This is a genomic window from Formicincola oecophyllae (assembly GCF_006542395.2).
Classification (GTDB): Bacteria; Pseudomonadota; Alphaproteobacteria; order Acetobacterales; family Acetobacteraceae; genus Formicincola; species Formicincola oecophyllae.
The window spans coordinates 1,899,393-1,919,692 of sequence record NZ_CP038231.1 but is presented as its reverse complement, the minus strand read 5'-3'; the positions used below and the strand labels follow the sequence as shown (position 1 = coordinate 1,919,692).

Below are 20,300 nucleotides of genomic sequence, written 5' to 3'. Positions count from 1 at the left end.
CCACCCTGCGCCCTTGGCGTTTGTTGGGGCGCATGGCTGTCTGCCCTTTACTGATTTTGGAAGCCGCCCATGACCACCACCCCACCCACCCCTGAAAACCCTGCACCACAGGCCGCCGGGGGCCAGGGGGGGGATGGTTACGGCGCTTCGGCCATTACCGTCCTCAAAGGGCTGGATGCCGTCCGCAAACGCCCCGGCATGTATATTGGCGACACTGACGATGGTTCAGGCCTGCACCACATGGTGTTTGAGATCATCGACAACGCTGTTGACGAGGCCCAGGCCGGCCACGCCACGCGCTGCACAGTGGTGATTAACGCTGATGGCTCCGTTAGTGTGCGTGACAACGGGCGCGGCATCCCCACTGGGATGCACCCTGAAGAGGGCGTCAGCGCTGCGGAGGTGGTGCTGACCAAGCTCCACGCTGGCGGCAAGTTCAACCAGAACTCCTACAAGGTCTCAGGCGGGCTGCATGGTGTGGGCGCGGCTGTTGTCAACGCCTTGTCTGAACGCATGGTGGTGCGCATTTGGCGCGATGGGCAGGAGCACATTATCCGTTTCCGCCATGGGGAGCGCGAAGAGCCCCTCAAGGTGGTTGGCCCCTCCAGTGCGGAACGCGGCACGGAGGTTACCTTCATGCCCAGTTCTGCCACCTTCGCCACGACAACGTTTGAATTCTCCATCCTGGAAAAGCGCGTGCGCGAGCTGGCCTTCCTGAACTCCGGCTTGGAGATCGTGCTGGAGGACAAGCGCCCTGGGCAGGAGAAAAGGGCCGTCTTCCACTATGAAGGTGGTCTCAGCGCTTTTGTGGACTGGCTGGACACAAGCCGTGTGCAGCTCATCACCCCCCCCATCACGGGCGCTATCGATGACGCTGAAAGCGGCATCAGGGTGGAGTTCGCCCTCTCTTGGAACGATGGCTTCAGGGAGCAGATGCTCTGCTTCACCAACAACATTCCCCAGCGTGACGGCGGCGCGCACTTGGCTGGCTTCAGGCAGGCCCTGACGCGCGCCATTGGCAAATACGCCACCCAGAGCGGTATCAAGCAGGCCGCCCAGCTGACGGGTGACGACATGCGCGAAGGCATGACGGCCGTCCTCTCTGTGAAGGTGCCGGACCCGAAGTTCTCCTCCCAAACCAAGGACAAGCTGGTTTCCTCTGAAGTGCAGCCAGTTGTGCATTCCGTGGTGGCTGACGAGCTTTCACACTGGCTGGAAACCCACCCCAAGGAAGCCAAGATCATCGTTGGCAAAGCTGTGGACGCCGCCAGCGCGCGTGAGGCGGCGCGCAAAGCGCGCGAGCTGACGCGCCGCAAAGGGGTGCTTGACATTTCCTCCCTGCCTGGCAAGCTTTCAGACTGCCAGACGCGTGACGCTGCTGAGGCCGAGATTTTTATTGTTGAGGGCGATTCAGCCGGCGGCACCGCCAAGCAAGGGCGCGACAGGCGCTTCCAGGCCATTCTGCCTTTGCGCGGTAAAATCCTGAATGTAGAGCGCGCGCGCTTCGACCGTATGCTGAACTCAGCTGAAATCGGCACGCTGATAACGGCGCTGGGCACAGGCATTGGGCGCGGTGATGAAAGCCAGGGCGGTTTCAGCCCTGACAAGCTGCGTTACCACAAGATCGTCATCATGACGGACGCTGACGTGGATGGATCCCACATTCGCACGCTTCTGCTCACTTTCTTCTTCCGGCAAATGCCTGAACTGATTGAGCGCGGCTACCTTTACGTGGCCCAGCCCCCCCTTTACCGCGCCAAGCGCGGCAATGAGGAACGCTACCTCAAGGATGAAGCTGCCTTGGAGGCCTACCTGCTTGACAAGGCCCTGCATGGCGCCACGCTGACGCTGCATGATGGGCGCACACTGGCTGGGGAGGAACTGCGCGCTTTAGTGGACGGCTACCGCGCTGTAGCGCGTGACGTCACGGCCCTGGCAGCGCGCCTGCCGCTGCCCCTGGTAGAGCAGGCGGCCATCACTGGGCTGTTCGGCGACACCCCCCCCACGCCTGAGAAACGTGCTGCCTTGGCCCAAAGGCTGGACAACCTGGCAGCCCCTGGCGAGGAAGGTTGGCGCGTCACGCTGGAGGAAAGCCAGGGTACCCCTGGCGCTGTGGTGTGCCGCCGCACCCTGCGCGGCCTGACGGAAAAACACACTTTGGAGGCTGCCCAGCTCAAAGGCCGTGAAGGGCAGCGCCTTGCTGCCCAGGCTGAACGCCTAATGGCTGATTTCGCCAGCCCCGCCCAGCTGCAGGTGGACAATAGGGAAGCCGTAGCCATCCCAGGCCCTGGGGAGCTGGTGGAAGCCCTTTTGAAGGCAGGCCGGCGTGGGTTGACCATTAACCGCTTCAAAGGGCTGGGGGAGATGAATGACGAGCAACTGTGGCACACCACCCTCGACCCAGCCAGCCGTACCCTGCTGCAAATCAAGATGGGCGATGTGGAGGAAGCTGAGCAGGTGTTCTCCACCCTGATGGGCGATGTTGTGGAGCCACGGCGTGAGTTCATCGTTGACAATGCCTTGAGCGTTGCCAACCTTGATGTCTGACCGCAGCACTACCCCCACCACCACAGTTTGGGCGCTTGCCCTTGGTTTAACGGTAGGCTTGGCCATGGGGCCTTCCAGCCCAGCGCTAGCCACACCCGCCGCTCCACTGGCTGTGAATGTGCCAGACGCCCTGCGCCAGGCCCAGGGGCTGGCCCAAGCCCAGCAGGCCCTGCACGCCCAGGCCCCGCTCCCGCCCAGCCCTAACCGCCACGCTGGCCCTATGCCTGGGGCGTTCAGCGTGCGCTATGCCATTTACGTCCATGGGCTGCACGTCCTGACAGCGGACGTGAACTATGGCTTCCACCCCTGGGGCTATGGCGCCAATGCCCACATCTACACCATTGGCGTGGTGAGCTGGTTCCTCAACATCAACCGCACCGCCCAGGCCACAGGCCTGTTCTCTGGCACCAGCGTCTTGCCACTGCATTATGAAAGCGATGGCAGCTTCAAAGGCGTGAAACGCCATGTGGTGATGGATTTCCCAGGCCACCGCCCCAAAGTGACCTTGATTGTGCCGGCCGCCACCGACCATGAGCCGCTGGACCCTGCCCAGACCCAAGGTGCAGTGGATGTGATGAGCGGCCTGGCGGGTCTCATCCACTCGCTTGGCACAACAGGTTCCTGCCAACTTCATGAGATCCTGTTTGATGGCCTACGCTTGACGGAAATCAACGCAACAGGCCCCGTGCAAACCACCGTGCCTGACAGTGACGGCCTTGGCGACATACCAGGTGAGCCCCCGCCAAACACCCCCGATGACGCTCCAAGCGCCCTGCGCTGCGACTTCATGGGCCACCAAATAGCGGGCTTCACCAAAGGCGCGCCCTGGAAGGCCGACAAAATGAAGCCGCGCCCAGGCCATGCCTGGTTCCGCAATATTCCGGGTTTTGGCCTCATCCCAGTGCGGATAGAGGTGGAGTACCCAGGGCTGGGGCAGGTCAGCATCGTTCTGGAAAGCCCACCCCACCACGCTTCTGAAAATGACGGGCGCTAACATGACGGGCAATAATAAGGAAGTGGCAACCCCAACCATGGCGCCCACTTGGGGCAGCAGGGGTTGAAAGCCCTTGGCCCATCAGGATTTGCCGCCTAACCTTCCCCCAACCTCGCCCCAGGCAGGAGGCACCACCATGACAGCATCCTCAACCACCACCCCAGCCCGTGCCGTTATCCTGGCAGCGGGGCGCGGCACACGCATGAAGTCAGCTCACCCCAAAGCTATGCAGCGTTTGGGCAACCAGCCCTTGGTGGCGCATTTGCTGGCTGCTGCCCAACAGGTGTTTGACAGCATCACCGTCATTGTGGGGCCAGAGATGGCAGCGTTGGAGGAAGCGGTGCAGCCCCACGCCACCACAACCCAGCATGAAAGGCGCGGCACAGGCCATGCAGCAGCCCAGGCGGCACCACGCTTTGGGGCGCCCCCTGGCCAGGCGGTGGGGGATGTGATGGTGCTGTGCGCCGACAACCCCTTGATGACAGCCGCCACCATGGAACGTGCACTCCAGGCGCGCCGCCAGCCTGGGGTGAGCCTTGTCCTGGTCACCATGCGTCCCAATGTGCCTGGGCGCTATGGGCGCGTCATCCTTAACAAAGCTGGCCTGGTCGAACGCATTGTGGAACACGCTGACGCCACGGCAGGGGAACGCGCCCTGACCCTGTGCAATGCTGGCAGCGTCTGCGCCAATGGCGATGACCTGGCGCGCTGGCTTGGGGCGCTGACCCCAGCTAATGCCCAGGGGGAGCTTTACCTGACTGATGTCGTAGCCCAGGCCGCCCAGGAAGGCCATGTGGTGCACCTGGAAATCAGCGAGGACGAAGCCATGGGCATCAATGACCGCGCCCAGCTGGCCATGGCTGAGGCGGCGCTGCAAAAGCGCTTGCGCGCTGCTGCCATGGCTGGCGGCGCAACCCTGGTCGCCCCTGAAACGGTGTTCCTCAGCGCGGACACGCAGCTGGGGCCAGACAGCGTGGTGGAACCCAACGTGTTTTTCGGGCCAGGGGTTGTAGTGGAAGGCGGTGCCACCATCCGCGCCTTCTCCCACCTGGAAGGCTGCACAGTTGGTGAAGGCAGCGTGGTAGGGCCTTACGCCCGCCTGCGCCCTGGCACAAAGTGCGCGCCCCAAAGCCATGTTGGCAATTTCGTGGAACTCAAAAACACTCATCTGGGCCAGGGCAGCAAAGCTAACCATCTGTCTTACTTAGGTGATGCCGACATTGGCCCTGGTACCAACATCGGCGCTGGTACCGTCACCTGCAATTATGATGGTTTTGGCAAGCACCGCACCGTGATTGGCCAGGGGGCCTTTGTTGGCTCTGACAGCATCTTGGTGGCGCCTGTGCGCGTTGGCGATGGCGCGCTGGTTGGGGCTGGCAGCGTCATCACGGAGGATGTCCCAGACGAAGCCCTGGCCTTAGGTCGGGCACGCCAAGCCAACCGTCCAGGGCGCGCCCCCCTGCTGCGCAGGCGCCTGGCGGCGCGCGCTGCCCAAGGGAAGGCCCCCAAATCTGACAAGGGCTCTACAAAGGATTAACAAACGGAGAAAAGAATCAGGTGAATGGGGAAAAGAAAGCCCCGACACCCCCACAGCGCGCCCAAAAAGGTTTAAGCTTGCACTAAGCAGGCCTGAAGATGGCTGGTTCGCCCCAAGACCCAGAACCTAGACCCAGAAGGAAGGAATGGAAAATGTGTGGAATCTGCGGTGTAGCCGGGCACAAGCCGGCTGTTCCCATTATTTTCGATGCCCTCAAGCGCCTGGAGTACAGGGGCTATGATTCAGCAGGCATCGCCACCATTGGCCCCAAAGGCCAGATTGAGCGCGTGCGCGCTGCAGGCAAGCTTGACCACTTAAAGGCCGCCTTGGCGGAAACCCCCATTCAAGGCACCACGGGCATTGGCCACACGCGCTGGGCCACCCATGGGGAGCCGACAGCCAACAACGCCCACCCCCACAAGGTGGGGGATGTGGCTGTTGTCCACAACGGCATTATCGAAAACTACGCTGAGCTAAAAGCGGAACTGGAAGCCAAGGGCGCCGTTTTCCAAAGCCAAACTGATTCAGAGGTCGTGGCCCACCTCGCTGATGGCTTCCTGAAGCAGGGCGCCACCCCAGAAGAAGCCGCCCGCCAAACCTTTGCCCGGCTTGAGGGCGCCTATGCCATCGCCATGATTTTTGAAGGCCATGACGGCTTGCTGATTGGCGCGCGCCACGGCGCCCCCCTGGCCATCGGCTATGGGGAGGGGGAGATGTTCCTCGGTTCGGACAGCCTGGCCCTGGCGCCCCTGACCAACCGCCTCTGCTACCTTGATGATGGCGACTGGTGCGTTCTCACTCCCCAAAGTGCCGTGATTTACAATCGCGCAGGGCAGGTGGTGGAACGCCCCATCAAAACCCAGCCAGCCGGCCAGGCCGCCCAAATTGGCAAGGACGGCTACCGCCACTTCATGGAAAAGGAGCTTCACGAGCACCCCGCCGCCATTGGCCAGACGCTGGCCAACCTGACCGACCAAGCCACCCAAAGCTTCAAGCTGCCAGCCCTGCCGCTTGACCTGGCAACGCTGCCGCGCATCACCATCTCCGCCTGCGGTTCCGCTTATTATGCTGGCCTTGTGGGGCGCTACTGGCTGGAAAGCCTGGCGCGCCTGCCTGTGGACATCGATGTTGCCTCGGAACTGCGCTACCGCCAGCCCCATCAGCCAGACCGCGGCCTGGCGCTGCTCATCTCCCAATCGGGGGAAACAGCCGACACCCTGGGTGTGCTGCGCTACCTCAAGGACCACGACCAGGCCATTCTCTCCATCCTCAACGTGGACCACTCCACCATGGGGCGTGACAGCGATGCCGTGATACCCACCTTAGCTGGGCCTGAGATCTCCGTTGCCTCCACCAAGGCCTTTACGGCCCAGCTGGCCGTTCTGGGCGCGCTCGCCATCACGGTGGCGCAGGCGCGCGGCGCCATTGACGCCAAGCGGGCGGCCGAACTCACCAAGGCCCTCCAGGCTGTGCCGCACAAAGCTGTGGAGATCCTGGGTGGGGAGGCTGGCGTCCAGGCCATGGCCAAGGTCGTTGCGGAAGCGCGCGATGTTCTGTTCCTGGGGCGCGGCGTGTGTATGCCCATCGCCCAGGAAGGCGCGCTGAAGCTGAAGGAGATCACCTACATCCACGCTGAGGCCTACCCCGCTGGGGAACTCAAGCATGGCCCCATCAGCTTGATTGACAAAACCGTGCCTGTGGTGGCCATCGCCCCCTCCACCATCCTGTTCGACAAAGTCATTTCCAACCTTCAGGAAGCCAAGGCCCGTGGTGGGCGCATCCTGGCCTTCACAGACAAGGCGGGGGCGGCCCAGCTCAAGGGTGTGGCGGAACACATGGTGGTCCTGCCTGATTCAGACCCCTTCACGGCGCCTTTGCTCTACGCCATCGCAGTGCAAATGCTGGCTTATGAAGTGGCGTTGCTCAAAGGCACTGATGTTGACCAGCCCCGCAACCTCGCCAAGTCCGTCACCGTGGAGTGAGCGGAACCGATTTAGCCTGAAAGGCGTAAAAGCCAGGCCTGTCGCAGTGCCGGGCGTAAGCCCAAACGCAGAAAAGGCCTGGCTAACCGGTTTCAAGAGCGGCGCCATCTAAGGCCATAGGCCTGTGAAAGCCGCTGCTTCTTGCCGCTTGCAACTCATGCGGCGCGGTATCGCAGCGGCTTTTATGTGGCGACAAGGAAACCCAACCAGCACTGCCCTTTCTGAGCTGTCTGTGGGGCACGGTGTAGCCATCAAACATACCTTCCATTCTATCCCTAATTTTGAGCGCCTTGAAAAAACGGCAGTTACGGGCTGTCGCCAGAACTGGCTTGAAGAGAGGGATAGATGGGCCCATAGTGCATTTACTGGCTGTTTGCAGACGTTGAAGCGTGAATCAGTTCTAGTTCCCTTATCGCCGCCTATTAGCCCGAAGACTTACTACGCTTGAACTATGTTCTGCGCTCCGTCACTTCGGGCTTTAACGGGCTTCGCCCTATATGGCGGCTCTGCCGCACAGGCAGCTCAGAAACGTTAAGTGCTTATGCGCGTAGTGATACTCACGTTCCCTGCCGCACAGGCAGCTCAGAAAGCTCCCCACGTCAACTTCACATTATTCCACTGGTTCTCTGCCGCACAGGCAGCTCAGAAAACACTCTACTGCGCGGACGCCATGGACGTTCTGTTCTCTGCCGCACAGGCAGCTCAGAAATTGACGTGTAGGAGCACGCCAGGCGTTGGGCAGTTCCCTGCCGCACAGGCAGCTCAGAAAGGGCAGTGCTTGACACGCCTCTCCCTTGCCGTGTTTCCTGTTACTCAGGTAGTTTAGAAAATTCCTGGCCATCTGGGGGGTAAGGAAAAAATGAATAAACAATCTGAAACTGACCTAGATAAACGTCTCAAAGAAAAACAAATCGAATACATAGATTTCAAGAAATGTCGTGACATTGTCCTAGTTGGATGCACTTCCCTGTTAATTATTATATTTTTTATAGATTATTTAACAAGATAATGATGGCGGGTAGGAGTTTGGAATATATTACTCTGAACACAGAGTGAAATTTCACTCACACAACTCTGGCTCGGTTATTTAAACAGTCTTTTCGGTTGAGACTCTTGGACTGGCTATGTGGGCCGCCAGGCCAAACAGCGTGAAACCGGGGCTTCAACAGGCCTGCGGCCTTATGCGGGGTTCTTCTTGAACCGGTTGGCCACGCCTTTACTGCGTTTGGGCTTACGTCCCTCTTGAACCCTTAAAGCCGGAGCGGTGACCCATAGGGCAGCGCGGGATCTTAAACACACTCTTGCTGTACGAACCCGGCTAGGGCTTCTGCCCGTGCAGGCCTGAAGGTTTACTACGTTTCGTTTGCCCTTCGGGCAGCGCTGTCTTGGAATCCCAAGCCGCTGTCTCACGCTGTTTGGCTTTGCAGCCTTCACAAGTTTCACACCGGCTTTAACGGGCCGTCCCATAGGGCGGCACTTATCGCCGCCTGACAGCCCGAAGACTTAACTTAAGGGTCCTTTGTTAGAGCCTTTTTGAAAGTCTGGTTGGTTCAAGGGGCTTTGGGAGGGAGGGGTTGCCTAGGGGATGGGACACATCCAAGGGCAGCAGGGCCTGGGCATGAACCAGGCGGTGCCACCCAACCCTTGCCCCTAATCCACCGCCCTGAGCTTGACGTGCTGGGCCTTTACCCCAAGCGGGCGAGGCCAGCCTGGAGGCGGCTGCGCGTGGCTTCGAACTGGGCCAGGCGGGCGCGGTTTTCCGCCACGACCTCTGGCTTGGCGCGGGCCAGGAACTTCTCATTGCCCAACATTTTGGAGACTTTGGTGATCTCCCCTTCCACTTTCTGGATGTCGCGCGCCAGACGTTCCTTTTCTGCGTTGATGTCAATCAAGCTGCCAAGGGGGATGAATCCCGTCCCCTGTTCGAACACCACTTGGGCGCAGACTTCCCCTGGGACTTCAGCCACGCTCTCCACCCCCTCAATGCGGCCCATGCGGCCTAGGACCTCCTGCCATTTTTGAGCACGCGCCATGGTTGGGGCGTCAGCACCGCGCAGCAGGAGAGGGGCTTTGCGTGATGGCGGCACGTTCATTTCAGCGCGCACGGAACGCACAGCTGAAATGACGTCCATCAGCCAAGCGATCTCGCTTTCGTGACTTTGGTCCCCCTGGCCTGGCTGGGCCATTTCAGGCCAGCGCTGCTTGGTGATGTCACCTTGAAGGGCGCCATAGCCCATTTTGTCCCACAAGGTCGCTGTCACAAATGGCATTACAGGGTGCAACATGCGCAGGATGGCGCCTAAGGCCCAGGCAGTGGCTGCACGCAGTTCCGCCTTCTCCGCCTGGTTGGCGGCGTCATCGCTGTTGAAGACGCCCTTGGCGAACTCCAGGAACCAGTCGCAGAACACATCGCGCACAAATTGGCTGGTGAGGCGCGCGTAATCATCAAAGCGGGAGGCCTCAAGCGCGTTGTTGGCGCCGTGGGCTGCCTTCTGGGCCTCTGCCACGATCCAGCGCGCAAGCGTGCCCTGGGCGGCGTTGGGGTTGAAGGGGGCTGCGCCTTCGCGGGGGATGGCTTGGTTCATCTCAGCGAAGCGGGCGGCGTTCCACAGCTTGGTGATGAAGGCGCGCCGCTCCTCCACCAGGCCCCGGCCCAATTTAATGTCGCGCCCGGGGCCCGTGCCAGCGCAGATGGTCAGGCGGGTGGCGTCAGCGCCATACTCAGCGATGAGGTCGAGGGGGTCGATGCCATTGCCCTTGGACTTGGACATCTTCTGCCCGTTCTCATCACGGACCAGACCATGGATGACCACTTTTCTGAAGGGCACTTCCTCCATGAAGTGCAGCCCCAGCATCATCATGCGTGAAACCCAGAAGAAGATAATGTCAAAGCCCGTCACCAAAGTGCTTGTGGGGTAGTAGCGCTCCAGGAAGGGGTCGTTGCGGTCAGGCCAGCCAAGCGTGCTGAACGGCCACAGGCCAGAGCTGAACCAGGTGTCGAGGACGTCTTCATCCTGGCGCAACGCCACGTCAGGGCCTGAGTGGGCGCGGGCTTCAGCCAGGGCTTCCTCTTCCGTCTCAGCCACGTAAGTGCGGCCATCGCTGCCGTACCAGACGGGCAGGCGGTGGCCCCACCACAGCTGGCGGCTGATGCACCAGGGGCGGATGTCGCGCATCCAGGCGAAGAAGGTATTCTCCCACTGCTTGGGCTCGAACGCGATGGCGCCACCCTCCACAGCTTTGATGGCGGGGCCGGCCAGCTTGGGGGCGTCACAGTACCATTGCATGGTCAGGCGCGGTTCCACCACAGCCCCACCACGCTCAGCCACGGGCTGCTGGAGGGTGTGGTCCTCTACAGCAGCCAGGAAGCCCAGGCGGTCCAGCTCAGCCACCATGGCCTTTCTGGCATCGTCACGGCCCATGCCGGCCAGGGCGCTGACGAAGGCCGGGTCTGAAACACCAGCGATGGCTTCCACCTCCCCCATGATTTCGTCAAGCCAGATGTTGGCGCCTTCGTCCAGCATGGTGGGGGCGGGCAGGTTGTGGCGCTGGCCGACCTCAAAATCATTGAAATCATGCGCAGGGGTGATTTTGACAGCGCCTGTGCCCTTTTCAGGGTCTGAGTGCTCATCCTCGATGAGGGGGACGCGCCGCCCCGTCAGCGGCAGGCGCACATGCGCCCCTTTGAGGTGGGCAAAGCGTTCGTCTGATGGGTGGACGGCCACGGCGGCGTCAGCCAGCATGGTCTCTGGCCTTGTGGTGGCGATGGTGACGTACTCCCCCGTCAGCTTGCCATCGCGCTCAACAGGGTAGCGCACGTGCCACAGGCTGCCCTTGGTTTCTTTATTGTCCACCTCCAGGTCGGAAATGGCGGAACGGAAGGCTGGGTCCCAGTTTACCAAGCGGCGGTCGCGGTAAATCAGCCCCTCTTTATAAAGCTGCACGAAAACGCGGCGCACAGCGCGGGAGAGGCCATCATCCATGGTGAAGCGCTCGCGGCTCCAATCAGCTGAAGTGCCAAGGCGCTTGAGCTGCTCCACAATGCGGCCGCCATGCTCCTCCTTCCAGGCCCAGACGCGCTCCAGGAAGCCAGGGCGGCCCAAGGCCGTGCGGGAGGTGCCCTCCCTATCCAACATGCGCTCCACCACCATCTGGGTAGCGATGCCGGCATGGTCCGTGCCAGGCTGGAACAGCACGTTGGCGCCTTTAAGGCGCTGCCAACGGCAGAGGATGTCCTGCAGTGTGAAAGTCAGCGCGTGCCCCAGGTGCAGCGTGCCCGTGACGTTGGGCGGCGGGAAGACGATGCTGTAGGCCTGGCCTGGCTGGGCTGGGTCCGCTTTGAAGGCGCCTTCAGCCATCCAGCGCTGGTAGAGCGCGCCTTCATGGTGTGCTGGCTCAAAGGCCTTGTCTAATGGTCCCGGCGCCAGTGTTGCTGTTGGGGTGGTGGCGGTGGGGCTTTCTGACATGGGGCACCTGAGGGGCTGGCTGCTGAAGGGGCTGTCACTAAGGGACGTTCCCCCCAGTTTTAAGCGTTCAGGCGTTTAACCGCCACCCTCCCCCAGCGCAGTTTTTGCCTGGGGCATCCCAGAACCAGGCCCAAGATCAGACCAAGGGAGGCCGTGCCTGGCATGGTGGTGGACGCTGTGGCAGGGTGGTGTGAACGGCCACATCAGCCAGGATGAACCAGGTACCACCACCGCTGGATTGAGGAGAGCATAACCATGCAACCCACCCAACAACCCAACCCACCAGCAAGCGCCCCCCTTGTGAAGGCCGCCAAAGCTGGCAAGGGACTGTTCCTCAACCAAGGGCCGTTCGCCCCCAACAGCCCAAAGGCCAATGTGCGCCTGCGCTGCGGCACGTTGATGCCTTGGCTGGGGCTTGGCGTTTGGCGCACCCCTGCCCTCGAAACTGCCCAGGTGGTGCGCGAGGCCAGCAGCGTTGGCTACCGCGCTGTGGACACGGCCGCCTTCTATGGCAATGAGGCTGGCGTTGGCGTGGCGGCACGCCACAACCCCAGCCTGTTCATCACCACCAAGCTTTGGAATAACTGCCAAGGTTACGACCAGGCCCTGCGCGCTTTTGAAGCCAGCGAGAAGCTGATTGGCCAAGGCCGGATCGACCTCTACCTCATCCATTGGCCATGTCCTGGTCAGGACCGCTACGTGGAGACGTGGCGCGCCCTCATCCAACTGCGGCGTGAAGGGCGTGTGCGCGCCATTGGCGTTTCCAACTTCCTGGCGCCACACTTGGCGCGCCTGGAGGCTGAGACAGGCATCCTGCCAGCGGTGAACCAGATTGAGATCCACCCCCGCTTCCAGCAGCGCGCGTTGGTGGATTACTGCCTGGAAAACGGCATTCTGCCAGAAGCGTGGCGCCCGCTAGGCGGCGGGGAAGCGCTGGGGCTGCCTGTCGTAGTCGACATCGCCAAGGCCACAGGCCGCACGCCAGCCCAGGTGGTGCTGCGCTGGCTGCTGCAGCGTGGCTGCGCTGTCATCCCCAAATCGGTCCACAAAGCGCGCATGGTGGAAAACGCCGACATCTTCAACTTTACCCTTTCAGCAGCGCAGATGGCGGCCATGGCTGGGCTGGACAGCCCCGCTGGGCGCCTAGGGCCTGACCCGGCCACCTTCGGCGGCTGAAAGACGAGCCCTGGCTTAGCCCCTGCGCCAATCCCTAAGCCCCAGCCAGGGCAAAGGTTGGCCAGCGGTGGCTCAGCAGATTTTGCCCTGTGTAGCGTCATCGTTTATGGACTGGCCTTCAGGGGCGGCTGTTGCGGCCCCACCTGCAACCACTTCCAGGAACTGCCATGGCTGACCTTTCCGCTTCTGAAATCCCCCGCCTGCAGGGGGCGTTGCGCCGCCTCCTGCACAGCCCGGACATCACCGTGCGCCCAGACGCCACCCGCAAAGGCAGTTTCGAAGTCGCCGTGGGGCCTGAGGCAGTCGGCACCGTCTACCGTGATGATGAGGATGGGGAGGTGACCTACGCCATCAACATCACGGTCCTTCAGGAAGACCTTCCCCCTGCCTGAACGCCAGTCCACACCCAAGGGGCCGCTTGACTTCACCCCTGCTGAACTGGAGCGCCATTCCCGCCAGGTGCTGCTGCCTAATGTGGGGGCCGCTGGCCAGGCGCGGCTGGCTAACGCAGCCGTGCTGGTGGTGGGCGCTGGCGGCCTAGGCGCACCCTTGGCGCGCGCATTGGTGGGCGCTGGCGTTGGCAGGGTGGGGGTGGTTGACCATGACCAGGTCGCCCTCAGCAACCTCCACCGCCAGCCGCCTTTTGTGGAAAGTGACGTGGGCCGGCCCAAGGTGGCGGCCCTGTTGGCCCATTTGCGCGCGCTCAACAGCGCTGCCTGGCTGGACGGGCATGAACACGCTGCTGACGCCGCCTTCATGGCGGCGCAGGTGCCCCGTTACGACATTGTGTGTGATGCCACTGATGATGCCACCACCCGCCTGCTGCTTTCAGACGCTTGCAAGCGCGCTGGGCGCAGCCTGGTTTCAGGGGCAGCGCAGGGCTGGTCAGGCTGGATGGTGCATTTCCCAGCCCACCCTGGCGGGCCATGCCAGCGCTGCCTCCACCCCCACATGGCTGGAAGCCCCGCTGCCAGCTGCACTGGCGCTGGCGTGATAGGTCCAGTACCAGGGTTGGTGGCGCAAATGATGGCGCTTGAGGTGGTGCGGCTGCTGCTGGAGCCAGCACGCCAACAGGCCCTTGAAAGCACGCTGCACCTTTGGGAGGGGCAGGACATGCGTTTGCGTGGCTTGACGTTGCGCGCCAGCCTAAGCTGCCCCCACTATAGCATGGTTCAGGAGGGCGCAAGGCAAGGGGCTGCAGAGCAAGGGGTGCCTCACCATGGCTAAGGGGCAGGATGAAAAACCCAAGGCACGCGGCCGCCAGGGCGTGACTGGGGCGGGGCCTGGCCGTTTCAAAGACCCGTTTGAGGACGCCCCGGCAAAGGTTGGGGCCGTGGCCATCCTGCTATCTCCGACAAGCGCCATGGATTTGGCGGACCCCAGCAGTCCCCAGGCCATGGCCATTGCGCCAGGCCAAAGCACCATCAGTACAGCGCCTGCCCAAGCCAGCCAGGACACAGGCAGCGCCACCAGCGCCAACCCCGTGCTAAGTGCCCTTAAGGGCCTGCTCAGCGTGGCTGAGGCAGCCCTGGCAGAGCAAGCCTTGAAAAAGCCCCGCCCCCACCGAGAGGAGGATTTCTACAAAGGCGACCCTTACGGCGTTGACCCCTTCATGACCGACAGGGGCGCTGCCCTTGATAGTGCCAGTATAGGCACGCCTGCCGCTCCTCCATCCAGCCCTAACCAAGCTTCCTCCACCCAAGGAAGCCAGCCCTTGTTCATGATTCTGTGCAGCGCTGAGTGGTCGCACCTGCACAGCGCGTTAACGGCAGCCACCGCTGCTCTTTTACTGAGGCGCCCCACCACCATGCTGTTCAGCGGGGCGGCCATCATCGCCCTCTCCCCCCCTTTGCGGGCGGAGATGTATGGGGAGAATGAGCGCCACGCCCGTGCCTGCCGCGTGGCCACCTTGGCGGAGCTTCTTAGCCAGGTCCAAGCGCTGGGGGGGCGCTTACAAGCTTGCGAGGCTGCCCTTCAGCTGGCCTCCATCAACCATGAGAAGCCCAGCGCGCTTTCAGGCGCCGCCATTACTGGCATGGTGAGCTTCATGGCGGAAGCTGCCACTGGTCAGCTGCTTTGCTTTTAACCAGCCCTGGTGAAAAGGGGCGCCCAGGCAAAGCTGTGGGGCTGGGCGCGCTTTGAAGGCGTGACTCCCAAGGCGTGGCGTTAAGTCCGCTCCCCCTCCAAAGGGGCGCAGGCACGCTCCAGCCATTCCAGGACAGCGCGGGTTTCAGCCACCTGCTGGCTGCCAGGGCCGAACTGGGCGCTTTCCTGGCGCAGCTGCCCTTCCAGGCGCGGCGTTAAAGCTGAGAGAACGCGGCCATGGTAATGGTCAAGCCACGCTAGCTCATCACTATTGAGAAGCCCGCGCTTAATGAGGCGCCTGTTGATGGGGGCCAGGGTCAGGGTCTCAAACGCTAGGAACGCCTTCCCCTCCCCCCTGAAGGGGGCTGGGACAGCCAGAAGCAGGTTTTCTGTCCGGATGCCGAAATCGCCTGGGCGGTAATAGCCAGGTTCGTTGGAGACGATCATGCCGGCCTCAAAGCCGACATGGCGGTTGCCTGGGGTGATGCTGTGGGGGCCTTCGTGAACGGACAGATAACTGCCCACCCCATGGCCCGTGCCGTGGCCATAATCAAGCCCAGCGGCCCAAAGCGGCGCACGCGCGAAGGAATCAAGCAAGCTTCCAGGCGTGCCAGCTGGAAACACCAAGGTGGCCAGAGCGATGTGGCCTTTCAGAACGCGCGTGTAGGCTTCCATGATGTCATCAGGGGGGGTAGCGTCCCCCACCCACCACGTGCGCGTAATGTCCGTGGTGCCAAAGGGATACTGCCCGCCGCTATCCACCAGGTAAAGCGCGCCATTGCCCAAAATGGCGTCCTGACCTGGCAGCGCCCTGTAATGGGGCAGGGCCGCATGGGGTCCAGTGGCGCTGATGGTATCAAAGCTCAGCCCAACGCATTGGGGATGGCTGAGGCGCAGCCCGTCCAGCCTGCGTGCCAGGGCGCTTTCGCTTTGGCCAACGCCTTCCCCTTCCAGTGCATGGAGGAAGCGCACTATCGCAACGCCGTCTATCAGCTGCGCTTGGCGCTGGCCTTGCTGTTCCACAGCGTTTTTAACGGCGCGCAAGGGGTGGGTTGGGTCTGGCAAAGGCACGGTTTCAGCCCCTGCCTTCTCCAGAAGGTTAGCCAGGTGGAGGGTGACAGTGGCAGGGTCAACCCCCACGCGCTGCCCTGCCAAGGCCTGCAAGCGCTGGGCCATGGCTTGGGGGTGATGGATGCTCACCCCTTCAGCAGCCAGCCTGGCGCGGTCTGGCGCGCTCATGCGTTCTGGCTGGAGGAAAAGCTCCGCTGTGCCGTCAGCATGGAGCAAGGCATGGGCGCGCGTCACCGGCACCATGGCCAGGTCATCGCCGCGCATGTTCAACAGCCACGCTACGGAGGTGGCATCCCCCAGTAGGGCTGCTGCGGCGCCAGCGCGCGCCAGGGCAGCGCCAGCGCGGGCGCGCTTTTGGCGGTTGCGCTCCCCAGCGTGGTCCAGCTTTAAAAAGCGCGCAGACCCTGCTGGTGGTGGTGGTTGGTCATGCCAGGCGGCGTCAACGGGATTGGGGGCTGGCGTGAAGCGAACCCGTTCAGGGGGGTTGGCGCCCTGCCAGTTTTTCAACATGGCGGCGCTGGTCAAAGTGGGGTCGTAACCCACCAGCAACGGCCCTTTGGTGGTGCGCGCCTGGGCCAAGCGCCCCAGATGTCCAGCCAGGCCGCCTTCAGCATCGCTTGGGTTGCTGCTGTGGGTAGTCCAGAGGTCCTCTGGGGCTTGCTGGGCCATTTGGGTAGTGTAGCGGCTGTCTGAAAACACGGCGCCAGCCAGGCCGCCTGCGCTAGGATGGGCGTGGAGGACGGCTGCCCCAGCACTGCCGGTGAAGCCCGTCAGCCAGGCCAGGCGCTCATCAGCGGGGGGGACGTACTCGCCTAGCCAAGCGTCACTGCGCGGCACCACGTAAGCGTCCAGCGGGGCGCCAAGGGTGGGGACCAGTGCTATGCTGATGGCCTCTAGGGCTGCTTGGGCTGCTTCGGGGCGCTGTTCCAGGGGCAGTGGGCCGGGCAGCGTCCCACCCCCGCCTGGCTGCGCGCTGGCCTGGCGCTGTGAAGGGGGAGTGGGCTGGGTGCCGGGTTTCATGGGGTGGTTTTCCTTCAAAAAATCTGGGGAAGGCGGCTGTGCCCCAGGGTTTCAGCGCAGAGGGGTGGCAGCGCGTTTGGGGCGCCTGGCGCCTTTGCGCTGTTTAGTGCGCTGAGTGCGGACGCTGCCTTTGCGCATGGTCAGAATGCACCAAGGACCGTCAGCTGCGATGCGCTCCAAAATCATGCCTTGCGCCTGGTGGGCGGTGATGACCTGGCGCGCTTGCGAAACCAGCAGCCCCGCCAGAATGGCCGTGCCCCCAGCCAGTAGGTTACCAGCTAAGGCTGGCGCCATGCGGCACAGCGGGCGCGCCAAGATGTTGGCGAAAACCAGATCGTAAGGCGCATGGGTGCGCACGGCAGGGGTGTGCCAGCCATCGCCCACAGCCGCCTTCACCAGAGGGGTGATGTGGTTGAGGGCGGCATTCTCCCGCGTGACTTCAACAGAACGCGGGTCAATGTCCACTGCCAGCACAGGCTTGTTGAGGAGCATGGCCGCCCCAATGGCCAGGATGCCTGAACCGCACCCCATGTCCAGAATGCGCGCTGGCTTGCGCCAAGCCATGGCCTCCAGCGCTACAAGGCAGCCGCGGGTCGTCTGGTGCTCGCCAGAGCCGAAGGCCGCGCCAGCGTCCAGGCGGATGGTCAAGCGCTGGCTGGGCGGCAGGTTTTCCAGGTGCGTGCCAGCAATGCGGAAACGCTTGCCGATGTCCTGGGGAGGGAAGGCCTGGCGTGTTTTCTCAATCCAGCCAGAGGGGGCGGTTGCTTCACGCACGATGGCGGGGCTTTCGCCACTGACCAGGCCAGCCAACATGAGGGCGGCTTGGAGCGGCCCATCGTCCTGGCCAGCTTCGCGCACTGCCTCCAGGCGCCAGAACTTCTGCTCGTCATCGGCTTCGAACATGCCCACCGTCAGCGCATGGGGCAGCAGGGCGGCCTCGTAAAGGGCCACAGCCTCCTCAGGCACAGTGAGGGAGAGTGTCTCCAGGGCTTTGGGGTGACGCGCGCCCCTGAAACGTGGCGCCATGCCTGTGGCGGAATGCTGGGCAGCGCCCGGTTGGTTGAGGGTCATGGTGCAGCCTGGTGTTGCCGGGGGAAAGGGGGTGGGGCCTGGTGTTCCCACGCAGGACCTGGGGAGGGGCAGGCTGCGAAGGGTAGCATGAAGACCCAGCCCAGCCCAGCATAGCGAGGGCGCTGCGCCTCACTTCTTCCTGAACAGGCGGGTGAGCTTGCGCAACCCCTTAGCCTTGGGGTTGGTGGCAGGTGGGTTGCTGGTGATTTGGGCGCCTTCAAACACCATGTCCCCTTCAAAAGCGCCCAGCATTGCTACCTCCATCACCACCCTTGTGCCAGGGCGTGGCACGTCCAGGGGCACTTTCCTTAACTGCGTGATGTCCCCTTCCATCTTCTGGAGGAGTGGTCCCTCCCCCCCGCCAGGGTTGTGGGCACGCACCTGCAGCACCACGGGGCAGGGGCGCTGGTAGCCAATGTTCCTGAAAACCATGTCCAGAATGTGTGGCCCCTTGCCCAAGGGCCCGCTAGCGCCACTGAGCAGGACCGTGCCCTTGGCATGAGCCTTGGCTGGGAACTCAAGCGCCCCTTTAAGGTGGATGGCGCCAGGGGCTGTGAAGGCCTCAGCGCTGACTGTGACGGCGTCACGCGGGGCAGCCCTGCGTAGCACCGCTTTTTGGAACAGGATGTCCTCCCTGATGGGGTCGAGGCTGGTTGCCCTGATTTCGAAATCACTATCGTCAGCGGGGATATGGAAAGCCATTCCCCTGGTGTGGGGCAAGCGCCTGGTAAACACGGCGAAAACCCCATGCGTGCGCGAAGCCAGCTCAACACGGATGCGGGGATAACTCCCCCCCTCCTGGGCTGCAAACACCAGGTCGAGTTCGTAGTGGCCTTGCTTGATGTCAGCATAGGGGCCGAAGAAAATATGCTTGCGGTGCGGCGCGCCTGCTGGGATCAACAGGTGGTCAGGCTTTTTCTCGCCATGGTGAAGGCTGAAGGCCTCCGGCGCCAGATCAATGGCGTTGACGCGCCCCTGGGCCAGGTTACCCATGGAGTTGATGTCGTTGCGCTGCTGCTCATCGAAGAATGTCCGGAACACTTTCAGGTCGTATTTGGAAACGTAGTGCCCGCTGAAATCGTGCAGGAAGGCATTGGCGCCTTTGACGGCGGGCAAGCGCGCGCGCTCCTCCTCCAAGGCGTTGCGCACAAAGGCGTGGTTGGCACCCTCAGCTGGGGGGGTGGCTTCAGCCTGTGGCGCTGTGGCTGCTGGTAGGGCGCCTGGGCCTTGCTGGTCATTGGCGAGGGTCCCCACCGCCCCCAGAAGCTGGCGCTTGACCACGTCCAGGGCGTAGAGCGCGCCAAACCCTTGCTGGATGGCCAGGGTGCGCGCGCGCACCTCAGGCTTTTTGAGGGCCAGCACGGCTGCAGCGAAATGGGCTATATCAAACGCCTTGAAAGCCAGTGGGTGGGACTCCAGAAGGTCATCAAGGGCGCTTGTACGCCAGGCCACCAGAGGCAGATTGCGCGACATGGCCTCAAACACAGGCAAGCCGAAGCCCTCATGCTCCGACAGGAACAGGAAAACGTCGGCGGTGTCGTAAAGTTCGTAAAGCTTTGCCTCGCTGACTTCGCCGTAAACGTGCACTTCAGCGGCAGAGGCCGCGGACAGGGCCTCGATCTCGCTATTATATTCATCAAGGGCGGTGTCCCTGCGCCCCACGATGTGCAGGTTCACATGGTAGGGGGAATGGCGCGCAATGAAGTCGCACACGTGGATGAGGTTGCGGTGCCCTTTATGGGCCACGAATCGCCCCACAAAAAGAACATTGATGACGTCTCCCCGTCTGTCGCCAGCGTTCTGGAACTTTTCAGGCGGGGAGAAAAGGTAGCGGCTGCCTGGATAGACCACTTCAGCGCGGTTTCTGTCCCCCCCCAGAACAGCGAACTGTTCAGAGGTGAAGCGGGAATTGGTCAGTAAGCGCACCTGGGCAGCTGCGAAGTCCGCAATGACCTCGAAGCCCTGCAGCGAACGCTGCGCAAAGCGCTTCTGCTTGAAGACGTAGAACCAGGGCGGCGTGTTATTGTGCCACCTGACGATGAACTTCTCAGGGCGCTTGAGGACGAAAGCATCCATTTCCGCCCAGCCATCGCAAAAATGGTAGATGACCAGGTCAAGGCCGCTGAAGTCGCGGTGGAAGTCGTCCATGCCCTTGATGGTGACATCCGGGTGCAGGGCCGGGTTGCTGGTTTCAGCGTAAAGGGTGCAGTCATGCGCTTGCCGCAGCAATTTGTGCTGGAGGACAGCGTCATAGCCAATTGAATCGCTTTTCTCGAAAAGCCCCTGCACGATGACGCCAACACGCATGTTTGTACTTTACCCGGCAAATGTTCAGTGATGGTATATAATTT

Annotated in this window: 12 protein-coding genes and 1 CRISPR repeat array; of the genes, 8 read left to right on the top strand and 4 right to left on the bottom strand. The window is 62.4% G+C overall.

The window, feature by feature from the left end:
- Positions 1-69: 69 nt before the first annotated feature.
- The 4 genes from gyrB to glmS all read left to right on the top strand — a co-directional run bounded on the left by gyrB (position 70) and on the right by glmS (position 7,060).
- A complete protein-coding gene (gene gyrB, locus E3E12_RS08555) occupies positions 70-2,547 on the top strand; it encodes a DNA topoisomerase (ATP-hydrolyzing) subunit B (protein WP_141443917.1) in 2,478 nt (825 codons plus the stop codon).
- Entirely contained in the window at positions 2,540-3,541 is a 1,002-nt protein-coding gene (locus E3E12_RS08550) for a DUF3108 domain-containing protein (protein WP_141443916.1), read from the top strand. Before gyrB ends, E3E12_RS08550 begins: the two co-directional genes overlap by 8 nt.
- 136 nt (positions 3,542-3,677) lie before the next feature.
- A complete protein-coding gene (gene glmU / locus E3E12_RS08545; RefSeq protein WP_141443915.1) occupies positions 3,678-5,078 on the top strand; it encodes a bifunctional UDP-N-acetylglucosamine diphosphorylase/glucosamine-1-phosphate N-acetyltransferase GlmU in 1,401 nt (466 codons plus the stop codon).
- Positions 5,079-5,230: 152 nt separating this feature from the next.
- Positions 5,231-7,060 carry a glutamine--fructose-6-phosphate transaminase (isomerizing) gene (gene glmS, locus E3E12_RS08540; protein ID WP_141443914.1) on the top strand — a complete coding sequence of 610 codons (1,830 nt, stop codon included), beginning with the start codon at positions 5,231-5,233 and terminating at the stop codon, positions 7,058-7,060.
- A 501-nt stretch (positions 7,061-7,561) separates the two neighbouring features.
- Positions 7,562-7,829: a CRISPR direct-repeat array (repeat unit 28 nt; unit sequence GTTCTCTGCCGCACAGGCAGCTCAGAAA).
- 916 nt (positions 7,830-8,745) lie between these two features.
- Here glmS and E3E12_RS08535 read toward each other — a convergent pair.
- Complete coding sequence (locus E3E12_RS08535; RefSeq protein ID WP_141443913.1) at positions 8,746-11,526, bottom strand: valine--tRNA ligase; 2,781 nt, start codon at positions 11,524-11,526, stop codon at positions 8,746-8,748.
- 255 nt (positions 11,527-11,781) lie between these two features.
- On the opposite strand from E3E12_RS08535, the gene E3E12_RS08530 reads away from it, so the two are divergent.
- The 4 genes from E3E12_RS08530 to E3E12_RS08515 all read left to right on the top strand — a co-directional run bounded on the left by E3E12_RS08530 (position 11,782) and on the right by E3E12_RS08515 (position 14,788).
- Entirely contained in the window at positions 11,782-12,702 is a 921-nt protein-coding gene (locus E3E12_RS08530) for an aldo/keto reductase (RefSeq protein WP_206338649.1), read from the top strand.
- Between the two features lie 167 nt (positions 12,703-12,869).
- Entirely contained in the window at positions 12,870-13,094 is a 225-nt protein-coding gene (locus E3E12_RS08525) for a DUF3126 family protein (RefSeq protein WP_141443912.1), read from the top strand.
- Between the two features lie 67 nt (positions 13,095-13,161).
- Positions 13,162-13,929, top strand: coding sequence for a HesA/MoeB/ThiF family protein (locus E3E12_RS08520; protein ID WP_168194429.1), 768 nt, complete (start codon positions 13,162-13,164; stop codon positions 13,927-13,929).
- Positions 13,922-14,788, top strand: coding sequence for a hypothetical protein (locus tag E3E12_RS08515; protein WP_141443910.1), 867 nt, complete (start codon positions 13,922-13,924; stop codon positions 14,786-14,788). Before E3E12_RS08520 ends, E3E12_RS08515 begins: the two co-directional genes overlap by 8 nt.
- Positions 14,789-14,868: 80 nt before the next feature.
- On the opposite strand, the gene E3E12_RS08510 is transcribed toward E3E12_RS08515, so the two are convergent.
- From E3E12_RS08510 to E3E12_RS08500, 3 genes are all read right to left on the bottom strand, one after another.
- Positions 14,869-16,878, bottom strand: coding sequence for an aminopeptidase P family protein (locus E3E12_RS08510; protein ID WP_141443909.1), 2,010 nt, complete (start codon positions 16,876-16,878; stop codon positions 14,869-14,871).
- A 51-nt stretch (positions 16,879-16,929) separates the two neighbouring features.
- On the bottom strand, positions 16,930-17,904 hold the full coding sequence (locus tag E3E12_RS08505) for a 50S ribosomal protein L11 methyltransferase (RefSeq protein ID WP_141444210.1): 975 nt from the start codon (positions 17,902-17,904) through the stop codon (positions 16,930-16,932).
- 174 nt (positions 17,905-18,078) lie between these two features.
- On the bottom strand, positions 18,079-20,256 hold the full coding sequence (locus E3E12_RS08500; protein ID WP_141443908.1) for a glycosyltransferase family 4 protein: 2,178 nt from the start codon (positions 20,254-20,256) through the stop codon (positions 18,079-18,081).
- Between the last annotated feature and the right edge of the window lie 44 nt (positions 20,257-20,300).